Raw genomic sequence first — 12,026 nt, 5'->3', positions numbered from 1 at the left:
GTTCCGCCGCCCGCGCCTCAGTGCAGCTTGGCGACGGCGGTGGCGGTGGTCTTCCTGAACCCCTTCAGCGGGGCGGTGTCCAGGTCACCGAGCTGTCCCCACTCCAGGACGGTCACCGTGCGCCCGTCCCGGCCGACGGCGTAGAGGCCGATGTCGGTGGAGCCGGCCTCCGGGTACGAGGTGTCGATGCTGTAGACGTGCGCGCCCTCCTCCACGTTCACCCGGCCGTGGTACTTGCTGACGCCCTCGATGCCCGGGTCCTGCTCCTTCATCCGCTCCAGGCAGGTCGCCAGCGCGGTCCGCAGCTCGGCGGCGAGCGCCTTCGCCTTCGCGGTGGTGGGCGCGACGGTGATCGTCTGGCGGGCTCCGGTGTCCAGCTCGGTGCGGAAGTCCCGGTGGCGGGTGCCCGCGGCGGGGGTGGTGCCGGCCGTGCAGAAGGAGCCGTCCTCGGGCAGCCCCTTCCGTACCGGACCGGCGGTCCAGGGGGTGTGGGAGGCGGGCCACTGCGCGGCGGCGAGGAACGCCGGAGCGGCGGGGGCGGTCCGTGCCGCGGGGGCCGCGGCGACGGGCGCCGCGGGCAGCACGGTGGCGGCGAGCCCCGCGGCCGCGGCGGTCAGGAGGGCGGTGCGGAGCGTACGGGTGGTGCGCATGGTGGAACTCCCCGTTCAGGTGGTCACGGTCGGTCGGGCGGCCGGATCGACCGGCACGGCAACAGACTGGGGCGGGCGCCGGGGCACCGGCAAGGAGGACACGGGTTCCGGTCGGCACGGAACCGTCCCACCCCCGCTGACGTGGGTGTTCCCAGGGGGGTGGAACGCCCCTGGGACGGCCTGGGGAGGCCGGGAGGAGGCCGGCGGGTGTCGGACGAGGAGCGGGGCCCGGGCGGGGAGTGCGCGCGCGAGGCCCTGGCGGAGCGGCTGCACGGGCTGCGGGAGGGTTCCGGCCGGACGTACGCGTCGCTGGCCCGCCGGATCGGGGTGAGCGCCTCGACGCTCCACCGCTACTGCACCGGGCAGACCGTACCGGCGGAGTTCGCCCCGGTGGAGCGGCTGGCCCGGCTGTGCGGCCGCACACCCGAGGAGCGGGAGAGCCTGCTCCGCCTGTGGCTGCGGGCGGACGCGGAACGGGTGGAGCGGATCGAGGCGGGGGCGGAGGCGGGCGTGGGGACCGGGCCCGGGGCCCACGCGTCACCGGTGGCGGGGCCGACCCCGGGCACCGGTGCCTCAGCGGACGGGGGTCCGGTCAGGGGAGCGGGTCCGGTCACGGTTACGGGAGCGGGTGCGGGTCCGGTCACGGGAGCGGGAGCGGGTGCGGGTCCGGTCACGGGAGCGGGAGCGGGTCCGGTCACGGTTGCGGGAGCGGGTCCGGGAGCGGGTCCGGTCACGGTTGCGGTCACGGTTGCGGGTCCGGTCACGGGAGCGGGTGCGCCGTCCTCCGCCCGCCGCTGGGGCCGGGCGCTCTCGGTGTGCGGTGCGGTGGCCCTGCTGGCGCTCGCCCCGACCGGGTCGCTGCCGGAGCGGTCCGAGGGGCGGGCGGCCGTGTCGGCGCCGCCCGCTCCCCCGTTCACCTGGACCAGTGACGACCACGTCTGGAAGTACGGCTGCGGGCACTCCTACCTCGTGGCCCGGCCCCCGGCCGCCGTCCCGCCGCCCCCGGCCGAGGCCGACGCGGAGGGCTGGGCGTCGGCGCTCGGCGCGGTGCACGCGGGCGAGACCGGGGTGCGGATCACCCTCCAGGGCCGGGACGAGCGGGCGGTGGTGCTGGAGGCGCTGCGGATCCGGGTGGTCGGGCGGCGGGCGCCGGCCGACGGGCGGGTGCACCGGATGAGTTCCGGATGCGGTGGGGCGCTCACCCCGCGGACGTTCGACGTGGATCTCGACAGGGAGCGGCCCGTGGCCCGGTCGGTGCCGGGCAACGACACGGGCGAACCGATCCCGGCGGTCTCCTTCCCGTACCGGGTCTCGTCCTCGGACCCCGAGGTCCTCCTCGTCACCGCGCGCGCCGCCCGCTGCGACTGCGACTGGGTGGCGGAGCTGCGGTGGAGCGGCGGGGGCCGGTCGGGCACGGTGCGGATCGACGACGGCGGGCGCCCGTTCCGTACGAGCGGGGCGCCGGGACGGCCCGTCCACGACTACGACCACGGGGCCGGGCGCTGGGTGGTCGGCCCGTAGCAGCACGTCGGGGCCGGTGCGGTGGCCGTACGGGGTCCGGGGCGGCCATCCTGGGGGGAGGCGGCCCGGACGGGGGAACCTGCCGGGCGGCCGACGCTCCCTGTGGAGGTGCCGATGGACCCCGTCACCGCTCTCCGGCGGATCGCGTTCCTGCTGGAGCGCTCGCAGGCCGCCACGTACCGGGTGAAGGCCTTCCGCACGGCCGCCGAGGTCGTGGCCGCGATGGAGCCCGGCGAGGCGGCCGAGCGGGTGGCCGCCGGGACGCTGGAGCGGCTCCCCGGGATCGGTCCGCGTACGGCCGGGGTGATCCGGGAGGCCCGGGCGGGCGAGGTGCCCGGCTATCTGGAGCGGCTGGAGGAGGCGGCCGCCGCCGATCCGGTGCCGGAGGCGGGCCGGGAGCTGCTCGCCCGGCTGCGGGGCGACTGCCACCTCCACTCGGGCTGGTCCGACGGGGGCAGCCCGATCGTGGAGATGGGGCTCGCGGCTGCGGAGCTGGGGCACGAGTGGGCGGTGCTCACGGACCATTCGCCCCGGCTGACGGTGGCCAACGGGCTCTCGCCCGAGCGGCTGCGGGAGCAGCTGGAGGTGGTGGAGCGGCTCAACGAGGAGTGGGCGCCGTTCCGGCTGCTGACCGGGATCGAGTGCGACATCCTGCCCGACGGTTCACTGGACCAGGAGCCCGGGCTGCTGGAGCGGCTGGACGTGGTGGTGGTCTCCGTCCACTCCAGGCTGCGGATGGACCCGGCCCCGATGACGCGCCGCCTGGAGGCGGCCGTGCGCAACCCTTGGGCGAACATCCTCGGCCACTGCACGGGCCGGCTCCTGTCCGGGCGCGGCAGGCCCGAGTCACGGTTCGACGCCGACCGGGTCTTCGCCGCGTGCGCCGAGGCGGGAACGGCGGTGGAGATCAACTGCCGGCCGGAGCGGCTGGACCCGCCCCGCCGCCTGCTGCGCAAGGCGGTCGAGGCGGGCGCCCTCGTCTCGATCGACACGGACGCGCACGCCCCCGGCCAGCTGGACTGGCAGCCCTACGGCTGCGCGCGGGCCGAGGAGTGCGGCGTACCGGCGGACCGGGTGGTGACCACCTGGCCGGTCGAACGGCTGCTGGCGTGGGCGGCCTGAGCGCGCCCACGCCCGTCACTTCTGCGGATAGATGTCTCCGGCGGCCATGCCGCTCTGCTGCTCGCTCCGGTCCCGCATGGACCGGGACTTCTTCTCCAGCCGCTCGCGTTCCTGCGGGTCGCTCGCGCGTTCCGCGGCCTCCGCGAGCTGCTGGGCCTTCTCACGCATCTGCCGCGCCAGGTCGGCGGGTTCGTCGGAACCGCTCATCACCACTCCTCGGATTCTCGGGCCACATCGGTCCTTGACAGGCGTCCCGTGCTCGCTCGATCAGCGGGGACCGCTGTCCTCAGCGAACCAGCGACCGGGGCCTTCCGCATCCCGCGCGCCCCTTCCGGAACGGATCCCGCCGGGAACGGGTCACCGCCCGGGACAGGTCACCGCCCGGGACAGGCCACCTCCTTGGAACGGGTCACGTCCCGGTCCGGCTCAGCCGCCGTACCAGTGCGCGTACCCGGGGGTGGCGTGCGTGCGCCTCGGACGAGCGCCGGTCCAGTTCCTCGCCGAGCCGCTTCGTCCGCTCGTCGATGTCGAGTTCGTCCAGCACCCGGTCGATCTCCGCGAGCAGGGCCCCGTGCAGCTGCCACTGGCGCGGGTGCTCCTGGACGTCCTCCAGGAGCAGGTCGGCCACCCGGTCACGGGTGGCGCGGCTGCGGGCGAGCGCCTCGGCGAGCCGGTCCTCCGCCGCCTCGCCGTCGGTGGCGAGCGGGGTGGTGACGAGTACGGCGAAGGCCTCGATGGCGTCCGCGAGCCGGCCGAACAGCTCCTTCAGCAGCTCCGCCACATCCTCCGGGAAGAGCGTCTCCTCGGTGCGGGCCTTCGCCAGGTCGGTGAGGGTGCGGGAGAGGACGCGCAGCACGACCGCGCAGATCTCCAGAGTGTCGAGTCCGGTGCGCAGGACCACCCGGTTGAGCAGCCCTTGTCTCACCCTCGGGTTGAGGGTGAGACTCTCCTCCGCCTGGCGGAGCGAGGCGTCGACCTCGACGATGTCGTGGTCCAGCCTGCGGGCCTCGTGCAGCCGGGCCGCAGCCTGCGGGACGGGGTTGTTGCCCGTCACCTCCTCGCCCATGCTGCGGAGCATGGTGCCCATCCGGCCCGCCAGCGAGGCGATCGAGGCGCCCGCCGGCCCGACCCAGACGGGCGGGGCGAAGACCAGGTTGAACAGCAGCCCCACCACCGCCCCGATGAGCGTCTCCCAGACCCGGTCCCAGGCGGTGTCCGCGACCTGGGAGACGCCGAGCACGAGCATCGCGCTGATCGCCACCTCGGGGACGAACTCGTTGACCCGCACCAGCCGCCCGATCAGCAGCGAGGTGAAGATGGTCAGCCCGAGGCTCCACCAGCTGAGCCCCACCAGGGAGCTGAAGGCGATGGCGATGAGGACGCCCACGACGACGGAGTTCACGCGGCGGATGCCGGTGGTGAGGGTCGCGTAGAGGGTGACCTGGACGACCAGGAGCGCGGTGAGGGGTGCGGTGAGCGGGGCCGGTTCCGGCAGGGCCCAGACGGCCACGGAGTAGGCGATGACGGCGGCCGCGGTCGAGCGCAGCGTCTGCACGCCCGCCGGTTCGGTGGTGCGCTGCACGAGTTTGACGACGGGTGCGGGTGCGGAAACTGCGGGCATCCCTTGACGGTGCCCCGTTTTCGCCGCGGTCAGCGTTCTGCGGACGGGGTGCCTCCGTACGGCCCCGTACCGGTGGCGGGGCGGCGGCCGGGCCGGTACGGCGTGCGCCGGAGCGCGGACGGAGAGAGGCTGGAGTCATGGCTGTTCCGCTGAATCCCCCAGGAGAGACGCCCCCCGCCGAGGGCTCGATCGGCGAAGCCCATGAGGAGCGCCCCGACGGCGGTGTCTGGGAGCACCCGGCCGTCTGGATGGGCCTCATCGTGCTCGGTGCGCTGCTGGTCGCCGGGTTCTTCGTCGGACGGGTCTTCGGGCTGGTATGAGCGACCGGCGGGCTCCCCCGGCGCGCCGGACCGTCGCCGCGCCCGGGGCGGAGTGCGGGCCGACGGCCCGCGCCCCTGTCCCACGGACCGTCAGAGCGCCGGACCGCCGTCCTCGTCCTCGGGGCCGCCGGCCTCCACGCGCAATGCCAGGTCCTGGAGGACGTCGGCCGAGGAGACGTCCGTCTGCCCGGAGTCGTGCACCTGCGCCAGCATCGTGAAGGCGAGGGTGAAGGCGCTCACCAGTTGCTCGACCGCGCCGCCCACCTCCCGCCCGACCACGGTCACCACCTCCTCGACGGAGAAGTCGTCGGGGATGGCGATGTGGGGCATCGTCTCGTTCAGCAGGGCGGTGACGGCGCCCGCTCCCGCGTCCAGGTCATCCCGTTCGACGTCCGCCTCCAGCAGGCGCTGCATTTCGCGCGCCTCCGTGAGGATGCCGATCACGCGCTTCACGACTTCCCGTTGCTCCATGGCCGCGAGCATAGGGCGTACGGGCCGGTGACCACGTCCGATCAGCACACTCGTGGCCTGGGCAGGTGTCGCGTACGGCGGCGGGGGCCGCTCGGGACGCGCGCTCCCGCACGGTGCCTCAGCCGCTGCCGCAGGGCCGTCCGTCGGCGCGGACGGCACCGCCGCGACACACCGTGAGCCGCACCGCGGAGACGCACGGATGTGCCGGGACGGGTCCGTTCAGCGGGTCGGGGGCTTCCGGTGGCCGCGGTTCTCCACCATCGCCCGGCGGATCCGGGCCGCCGCCGCACGGGCGTGGTCCGGGTCGGCGGTGTGGCCCGCGACCGAGGTCACGAACCGGTGCAGCGGCCGGCGGCAGCGGGTGCACGGGGCGTCGGTTGTGGTGAGGTAGCCGTCCTCGCACTCCGGGTCGGGGCAGGAGCCGGGCATCAGCAGCTGCTCGGCGATCTCCTGGGCGCTCCAGCGGCGGCGGCCGTCCTCGTCGCGCTCGTTGAGGGCGTGGGACCAGCGCAGGTTCCAGCGGCGTTCGATGCGCTCGCGCAGGAGACCGGCGGTGCGCTTGCGCTCCAGCTCCTGGTGGATCAGCTCGTGGACGGTGCTCGGGATCCGGCCGCCGAGAGCCTGGACGAGCTGGTGCGGCAGGGCTTGGAGGACATAGCCGCGCGGGTTGCTCTTGGCGCTCTCCCGCCAGCGGTCGCAGCCGCAGCTGCCGTCGGGCCGCCTGGGGGCGTTGCAGCGCCCGCAGAGCCCGCGGCACTCGGCGCAGATCCCGCCGTCGAGCCCGTCCAGATGGGGCGCGGGGGCCCGGCCGCACGCCTGGCAGCAGGCGGCGCACGGCCCGCAGAGCCGCTCGTTGCCCGCCTGGGTGGTCCAGACGCGCATCTGGCAGCGGCAGCAGAGGACGGTGTTGCAGTGCTCGTGGTGGGCGGCGCCCGAGTGCCGGCCGGGGGACGGGAAGGACATCCGCCCATTGTGCTCGATCGCCGGGCGCCGTGCGGACGTCCTCGGGAGGCGCGTACCCCCGGGCCCGACAGCCCGGGGGTACGCCCGCGGAGCGGGGTCCTCCGGAGCCACGGGCCCGGGGGCGGTCGTCAGGGGTGCAGGCCGCTGACCAGGTTGGCGGTGGCGCCGATCCCGTCGTGGATGGTGGGCGCCATGCTCGTACTGGCCAGCAGGAAGCCCAGGAGGGCGCAGACGATCGCGTGCGAGAGCTTCAGCCCGCCGTTGCGGAGGAAGATCACCGCCAGGATCGTCAGCAGCAGCACCAGTGAGATCGAAATGACCACGGCCAACCTCCTCCGCCGCGCCTGATTTGCGGCATTCGGCCGCCAGTGTGGCGCAGCGGGGCGGCCGTTCGGCGCACTGGCGTGTCCGCCGAACGGGTACTTCCCGGCCCTGCGGTGTTACGGGATCCGGGGCGCCCCCGCACGGGCGCGCAGGAAGCGTTCGAGTCCGGCCAGGTCGTCGGTGTTGAGGTGGTCGGCCCCGGCGGCCAGGAGTTCGCTCCAGACGGCCTCCCGGGCGGGTCCCGGCAGGTCGGGGGTGGCCCAGAAGCGGATGCGGCGGCCCTCGTGGTGGGCGGTGGCGACGAGCGCGCGGAGCCGGTCGCGCTCGGCCCGGGGGAAGGGCCCGACGCCGGACCAGCCGAAGGTCTGGGTCCAGTTGGCGCTGATGAGGGGGGCGAAGGAGGCGGGGGCGGGCGTGCCGAGGTCGTCGAGGCGGCCGTCGTAGAACGCGAGGCGGGTGCGCTGGGCCTCCATCGGCACGCGGGCGGCGCGGTCGCCGGAGATGACGGCGGTGACGGCTCCGGGGCGGACGCGGCCGTGGTGGTAGCGGGTGAAGAGGGAGCCGTGGCGGGTGAGCTGCCGGTCGAGTTCCCGGTAGGCGGCGACGCCGTCGGCCTTGATGTCGATGAGGAGTTGGACGGGTGCGCGATGGTGCGGGTACACGCTGCCGTGGCCGGCGCGGACCAGGGCGCGCAACGGTTCGAGGTAGAGCGCGGCGAGTGTGCGGCGCGGGTCGAGTCCGGCGGGCTCGTGGGCGACGAGCAGCTCACCGTCGACGAGGAAGACGTCCGCCTCGACGCTGGTGAACCCGTGCGCGAGGGCGTCGTGGAGGGGACGGGGGTGGAGGTAGTCGTTGTGCGCGTGGGCGTGGCGCAGGGGCCGCGGGCGCGGGTGCGGCCGGGTCGCGGGGGCCGGGGACGCGGCGGCGACTCCGGCGGGGGTGGCGACGACCGCGGCGGCGGTGGCGAGCGTGACCGTGAGGGCGCGGCGGCGGGTCGGGGCGGGCAGGGCTGACGGGGCTGCCATGGGGGCTCCCTGGGGCGGTCGGCCGGGCGGAGGGCCCGGGGCGGGCCGGACGCGACGAGTATGGGGCCGGACACCCTGAAAAAGTCAGGTACCTGCCAAGTGTTGGCGCGATGGCCTCGCCCGCGTCGATCACGTCGCACGTTCTTCATGTCGCGGGCCCGGCCACCCATGGCGGCCGGGCCCGCGACCTGTGCCGGATCGGGGACCGCTCGGTCTCAGCGGCCGGAGTGGTCGATGACGTTGCCGTTGGAGCAGTTGTTCACGTGGTCGGAGACGTAGTCGCCCATGACCGGCACCACGGCGACCTCCTGGAGGCATACGGCGGCGGCCGTGAAGTTCCAGTTGTTCGCCGCGTTCACACCGCCCCCGAAGTTGGAGTCGTTGTCGGCGTGGGCCACGGGAGCGGCGAGGGACAGGGCGAGGACGGGCAGGGCCGCGATCATGATCTTCTTCATGGCCGGTCAACGATCATGGGACGGGGAGGTTCCGGTTCGGCCTCGTCCCGTCACCCCACCGGCATCCTCTCCACGCTCCGCTCGCCCCACCGGACCGTCCGGTCGCACCAGCGCTCCAGGAGGACCCGGTCGTGGCCCACGGCCAGCAGCGCGGCGCCGGACTCCGCCCGGTAGGCCTCCACCACCGCGACCAGGGCGGCGGTCGTCGAGGCGTCGAGCATCGCGGTCATCTCGTCGCAGATCAGCAGCTTCGGCCGCAGGACCAGCGCCCGGGCCAGGCAGGCGCGCTGGAGCTGGCCATCGCTCACCGCGTGCGGGCGGCGCTCCAGCAGTTCGGCGGAGAGGCCGACCAGGGAGGACAGCTCCGCCACCCGCTCGGGGACCTCGCGGCGGCGGCCGGTGGCGCGCAGCGGCTGGGCGATGAGTTCGCGGAGGCTGAGGCGGGGGTCGGCGGAGAGCCGGGGCTGCTGGAAGACGACGCCCACGGTGGTGCGCCGCTCCTGCGGGGCGCGGTGGCGCCAGCCTCGTACGACCGTGCCGTCCAGGGTCATGGTCCCGGCATCGGGGCGGTGCAGCAGTGCGGCGACCCTGGCCAGGGTCGACTTGCCGCAGCCGCTGGGGCCGAGGAGTCCGACCGCCTCGCCGTGGCCGACGCTCAGGGAGACGTCGCGGACGACGGGGTCGCGGCGGTCGTACCCGGCGGTGATGCCGGTCAGCTCAAGCATCGGCGGCCTCCTTCACGAGGGAGTGGGTGCGGCCGGTCAGCCCGTGGTGGCAGGCGAGCCGGTCCTCGAAGGCCGGGCGTTCGGCGGTGCAGCGGGCGTCCGCGCAGGCGCACCGGGCGGCGAAGGCGCAGCCGTCGGGGAGCGCGCCGAGTTCGGGCGGCATGCCGGGGACCGGCGTGAACTCCCGTTCGGGCAGGGCGTCCAGCAGCCCCTTGGCGTACGGGTGGCGGGGGCCGGGCCTGCCGAAGAACGGCCCGGCGTCGGCGATCTCCACGATCCGGCCCGCGTACATCACCGCGACCCGGTCCGCGATCCGCTCGGCCGCCGCCAGGTCGTGGGTGATGATCAGCAGCGCCCTGCCCTCGTCGGTGTGGCGGCGCAGCTCGTCCACGGTCCGCTCGACGAGGTCCCGGTCCAGGCCCGTGGTGGGTTCGTCCGCGAGAAGCAGAGGGGCGTCCCCGATCAGGGCGAGGGCGGTGGCCGCGCGCTGGGCGAGACCGCCGGAGAGTTCGTGCGGGTAGCGGTCCAGGTGGCCGGCCGGGAACGAGGCCCGGGCGGCGGCCTTCTCCGCCGCCTCCCGTACGGCCGCGGCCCCCCGCACCCCGGTCAGCTCGCGGAGGGTCTCCTCCAGCTGGGCGCGGACGGTGCGCACGGGCGTGAGGTGGGCGGCGGGGCTCTGCGGTACGAGGCCGATGCGCCGCCCCCGTACCGTACGGGCCAGCGTCCGCTCCCCCGCAGTCAGCAGGTCGGTCTCCCCGCCGAGCACGGCGCTGCCGGTGGTCCGCGCGTTGGCCGGGAGCAGGCCGAGCAGGGCGGAGGCGAGGACGGACTTGCCGCAGCCGCTCTCCCCGACGAGGGCCAGGCACTCCCCCGGCGCGACGGAGAACCGGGCGTCGGTGACGGCCGCGATGTCCCGGCCGCCGCGCATCCGGAAGCGTACGGAGAGGTCCCGGACATCGAGGACGGCGGGAGCCGGGGTGTGGTCGGCGGTCACAGCATCAGCTCCGATTTCCGGCGCGGGTTGATCCGGTCCCGCCAGGCTCCGGCCAGCCCCGCCAGGGCGAGGGTCGGGATGATCAGGAAGAGACCGGGGAAGAGCGTCGGCCACCAGTCCCCCGCGAGCAGCGAACCGCGCGCGGACTGGACGAGGTTGCCCAGGCTGGCCTGGTGGGCCGGGAGGCCGAGGCCGAGGAAGGAGAGCGCGGACTCGTGCCACATGGCGTGCGGGACCATGAGGACCGCCGCGAGCCCGGCCTGCGGGAGCACCCCGGGCAGCAGATGGCGGACGATGACCCGGCCCCGGGACGCGCCGCCGGAGACGGCCGCGTCGATGAAGGGGCGCGAGCGCAGCGAGAGCACCTCGGAGCGGACGATCCGGGCGGTGGAGATCCAGTGGGTGAGGGCCACCGAGATGATCACCGGCCAGACGCCGGGCCGGAACATGGCGACGATGAAGATGCCGAGCAGCAGGTGCGGGATGGAGGAGAGGGTGTCGACGACCCGCATCACGATCCGGTCCGGCCAGCCGCCGAACGCCCCGGCGAGCGCGCCGATGGCCGTGCCGACGACGGTGGCGGTGAGGGCGGCGACCAGGCCGACGAGCAGCGAGACGCGGAGCCCGTAGACACAGCGCAGCAGCAGGTCTCGGCCGACGTCGTCGGTGCCGAACGGGTGGGCCCAGGACGGCGGGCGGAGCTTGTTGGAGAGGTCGACGGCCTGCTCGTCGAGCTGGGCCAGCGGCGGCACGATCAGCACGGCGAGCGCGACGGCGACGACGATGGCCACGGAGGTGACCACCCGGACGCGCCGGGTGGTGCGGCCCGGTGGTGGGGCGAGCGCGGTCTCAGCCATCGAAGGCCACCCGGGGGTCGGCGAGCCCGTAGAGCAGGTCGGAGAGGAGGTTGCCGAGCAGGACGGCGGCGGTGGCGAGGACCGTGAGCGCGGCCAGCAGGGAGAAGTCCACCGAGGTGGCGGCCTCCACGGTGGCGGCGGCGATGCCGGGCCAGCTGAAGACGGTCTCGATGAGGAGTGCCCCGGTGATGAGTTCGGGGACGCGGGAGCCGATCAGGGTGAGCATCGGGAGCATCCCGGAGCGCAGGCCGTGGCCGAGGAGCACCGTGCGCTCGCTCAGTCCGCGGGCGCGCGCCCCGCGCACGGGGTCTTCCGCGAGGGCGTCGGTGACCCCCTGGCGCACGTACAGGAAGAACCAGGGCAGCTGGGAGATGCCGAGGACGGCCGCGGGCAGCACCAGGTGCGAGGCGACCTGGCCGAAGGTGACCACGTCGCTGCCCGCGTCGGTGAGCCCGCCGGCCGGGAGGACGCCCAGCTTCAGGGCGAAGAGCCAGATGGCGAGGAGGCCGAGCCAGAAGGCGGGGGCGGCCTCCAGGGTGTACGCGGCGGAGCTGACGGCCCGGTCGAGCCAGCCGCCGGGCCTGCGGGCGGCGAGGACGCCGAGCGCGGTGCCGAGGAGGATGGCGATGACGAAGGCGGTGGTGGCGAGCAGGGCGGACCAGCCCATGCGCTCGACGATCACATCGGCCACCGGCTGGCGCATCACGCTGGAGTCCCCCAGGTCGCCCTGGAGGGCCGAGGTCAGCCAGTTCCACCAGCGGGCGACGAGCGGCTGGTCCACACCGAGGTTGGCCCGGAGCTGGTCCAGGTTCTCCTGCGAGGCGGTGAGGCCCGCGGTGCCCGCGTACGCCTTGACCTGGTCGAAGGGGGACGCGGCCGCGACGGCGAAGACGCCGAAGGTGACGGTGAGTAGGACCGGGACGGCGAACAGGGCCCGCCGTCCCGTCATCCGTGCCATCGGCCCCCAGGGGAGGCGGG

The 12,026-nt window shown here is 74.9% G+C and carries 15 protein-coding genes; 3 read left to right on the top strand and 12 right to left on the bottom strand.

The features are described 5' to 3' along the window. Positions 1-17 precede the first annotated feature (17 nt). Positions 18-650 carry a hypothetical protein gene (locus ACQ9ZG_RS32120; protein WP_499281513.1) on the bottom strand — a complete coding sequence of 211 codons (633 nt, stop codon included), beginning with the start codon at positions 648-650 and terminating at the stop codon, positions 18-20. A 207-nt stretch (positions 651-857) separates the two neighbouring features. On the opposite strand from ACQ9ZG_RS32120, the gene ACQ9ZG_RS32115 reads away from it, so the two are divergent. Both ACQ9ZG_RS32115 and ACQ9ZG_RS32110 read left to right on the top strand, forming a co-directional pair. Further along, the gene (locus tag ACQ9ZG_RS32115) at positions 858-2,171 is read left to right on the top strand and encodes a helix-turn-helix domain-containing protein (RefSeq protein WP_499281512.1); all 1,314 of its coding nucleotides are present in this window, start codon (positions 858-860) and stop codon (positions 2,169-2,171) included. Positions 2,172-2,285: 114 nt separating this feature from the next. After that, positions 2,286-3,293 carry a PHP domain-containing protein gene (locus ACQ9ZG_RS32110; protein ID WP_109917187.1) on the top strand — a complete coding sequence of 336 codons (1,008 nt, stop codon included), beginning with the start codon at positions 2,286-2,288 and terminating at the stop codon, positions 3,291-3,293. Positions 3,294-3,308: 15 nt separating this feature from the next. Here the strand turns inward: ACQ9ZG_RS32110 and ACQ9ZG_RS32105 are convergent, their stop codons facing one another. Next, positions 3,309-3,500, bottom strand: coding sequence for a DUF6381 family protein (locus ACQ9ZG_RS32105; protein ID WP_019761307.1), 192 nt, complete (start codon positions 3,498-3,500; stop codon positions 3,309-3,311). A 202-nt stretch (positions 3,501-3,702) separates the two neighbouring features. After that, entirely contained in the window at positions 3,703-4,914 is a 1,212-nt protein-coding gene (locus ACQ9ZG_RS32100; RefSeq protein WP_028417878.1) for an FUSC family protein, read from the bottom strand. A 137-nt stretch (positions 4,915-5,051) separates the two neighbouring features. On the opposite strand from ACQ9ZG_RS32100, the gene ACQ9ZG_RS32095 reads away from it, so the two are divergent. Next, positions 5,052-5,234, top strand: coding sequence for a DUF6480 family protein (locus tag ACQ9ZG_RS32095; RefSeq protein ID WP_028417879.1), 183 nt, complete (start codon positions 5,052-5,054; stop codon positions 5,232-5,234). A 90-nt stretch (positions 5,235-5,324) separates the two neighbouring features. Here the strand turns inward: ACQ9ZG_RS32095 and ACQ9ZG_RS32090 are convergent, their stop codons facing one another. The 9 genes from ACQ9ZG_RS32090 to ACQ9ZG_RS32050 form a co-directional block, all read right to left on the bottom strand. Then, positions 5,325-5,717, bottom strand: a complete 393-nt coding sequence (locus tag ACQ9ZG_RS32090; RefSeq protein WP_028417880.1) for a hypothetical protein — start codon at positions 5,715-5,717, stop codon at positions 5,325-5,327. 207 nt (positions 5,718-5,924) lie between these two features. Continuing rightward, positions 5,925-6,668 carry a hypothetical protein gene (locus ACQ9ZG_RS32085; RefSeq protein ID WP_028417881.1) on the bottom strand — a complete coding sequence of 248 codons (744 nt, stop codon included), beginning with the start codon at positions 6,666-6,668 and terminating at the stop codon, positions 5,925-5,927. 128 nt (positions 6,669-6,796) lie between these two features. After that, positions 6,797-6,991 carry a hypothetical protein gene (locus ACQ9ZG_RS32080; RefSeq protein ID WP_018487623.1) on the bottom strand — a complete coding sequence of 65 codons (195 nt, stop codon included), beginning with the start codon at positions 6,989-6,991 and terminating at the stop codon, positions 6,797-6,799. Positions 6,992-7,108: 117 nt separating this feature from the next. After that, on the bottom strand, positions 7,109-7,999 hold the full coding sequence (locus ACQ9ZG_RS32075) for a phosphatidylinositol-specific phospholipase C/glycerophosphodiester phosphodiesterase family protein (RefSeq protein WP_499281656.1): 891 nt from the start codon (positions 7,997-7,999) through the stop codon (positions 7,109-7,111). A gap of 233 nt (positions 8,000-8,232) precedes the next feature. Further along, positions 8,233-8,472, bottom strand: a complete 240-nt coding sequence (locus ACQ9ZG_RS32070) for a hypothetical protein (RefSeq protein ID WP_109915412.1) — start codon at positions 8,470-8,472, stop codon at positions 8,233-8,235. A 50-nt stretch (positions 8,473-8,522) separates the two neighbouring features. Continuing rightward, complete coding sequence (locus ACQ9ZG_RS32065; protein ID WP_109915413.1) at positions 8,523-9,197, bottom strand: ABC transporter ATP-binding protein; 675 nt, start codon at positions 9,195-9,197, stop codon at positions 8,523-8,525. Next, positions 9,190-10,191 (bottom strand): ABC transporter ATP-binding protein, encoded by a 1,002-nt coding sequence (locus tag ACQ9ZG_RS32060; RefSeq protein WP_109915414.1) that lies wholly within the window; start codon positions 10,189-10,191, stop codon positions 9,190-9,192. Before ACQ9ZG_RS32060 ends, ACQ9ZG_RS32065 begins: the two co-directional genes overlap by 8 nt. Continuing rightward, complete coding sequence (locus tag ACQ9ZG_RS32055) at positions 10,188-11,048, bottom strand: ABC transporter permease (RefSeq protein WP_109915415.1); 861 nt, start codon at positions 11,046-11,048, stop codon at positions 10,188-10,190. Before ACQ9ZG_RS32055 ends, ACQ9ZG_RS32060 begins: the two co-directional genes overlap by 4 nt. Next, positions 11,041-12,006 carry an ABC transporter permease gene (locus tag ACQ9ZG_RS32050; RefSeq protein WP_026237446.1) on the bottom strand — a complete coding sequence of 322 codons (966 nt, stop codon included), beginning with the start codon at positions 12,004-12,006 and terminating at the stop codon, positions 11,041-11,043. Before ACQ9ZG_RS32050 ends, ACQ9ZG_RS32055 begins: the two co-directional genes overlap by 8 nt. Positions 12,007-12,026 lie beyond the last annotated feature (20 nt).

Source organism: Streptomyces araujoniae, assembly GCF_050871195.1.
GTDB classification, from domain to species: domain Bacteria; phylum Actinomycetota; class Actinomycetes; order Streptomycetales; family Streptomycetaceae; genus Streptomyces; species Streptomyces bacillaris.
Note: the sequence above shows the minus strand (reverse complement) of the source record. Positions and strands in the feature narration are given on the sequence as shown.

Coding starts and splice junctions, on each gene's coding strand:
- ACQ9ZG_RS32120 (WP_499281513.1), bottom strand. CDS start 650: ATGCGCACCACCCGTACGCTCCGCACCGCCCTCCTGACCGCCGCGGCC.
- ACQ9ZG_RS32110 (WP_109917187.1), top strand. CDS start 2,286: ATGGACCCCGTCACCGCTCTCCGGCGGATCGCGTTCCTGCTGGAGCGC.
- ACQ9ZG_RS32105 (WP_019761307.1), bottom strand. CDS start 3,500: ATGAGCGGTTCCGACGAACCCGCCGACCTGGCGCGGCAGATGCGTGAG.
- ACQ9ZG_RS32100 (WP_028417878.1), bottom strand. CDS start 4,914: ATGCCCGCAGTTTCCGCACCCGCACCCGTCGTCAAACTCGTGCAGCGC.
- ACQ9ZG_RS32095 (WP_028417879.1), top strand. CDS start 5,052: ATGGCTGTTCCGCTGAATCCCCCAGGAGAGACGCCCCCCGCCGAGGGC.
- ACQ9ZG_RS32090 (WP_028417880.1), bottom strand. CDS start 5,717: ATGCTCGCGGCCATGGAGCAACGGGAAGTCGTGAAGCGCGTGATCGGC.
- ACQ9ZG_RS32085 (WP_028417881.1), bottom strand. CDS start 6,668: ATGTCCTTCCCGTCCCCCGGCCGGCACTCGGGCGCCGCCCACCACGAG.
- ACQ9ZG_RS32070 (WP_109915412.1), bottom strand. CDS start 8,472: ATGAAGAAGATCATGATCGCGGCCCTGCCCGTCCTCGCCCTGTCCCTC.
- ACQ9ZG_RS32065 (WP_109915413.1), bottom strand. CDS start 9,197: ATGCTTGAGCTGACCGGCATCACCGCCGGGTACGACCGCCGCGACCCC.
- ACQ9ZG_RS32055 (WP_109915415.1), bottom strand. CDS start 11,048: ATGGCTGAGACCGCGCTCGCCCCACCACCGGGCCGCACCACCCGGCGC.
- ACQ9ZG_RS32050 (WP_026237446.1), bottom strand. CDS start 12,006: ATGGCACGGATGACGGGACGGCGGGCCCTGTTCGCCGTCCCGGTCCTA.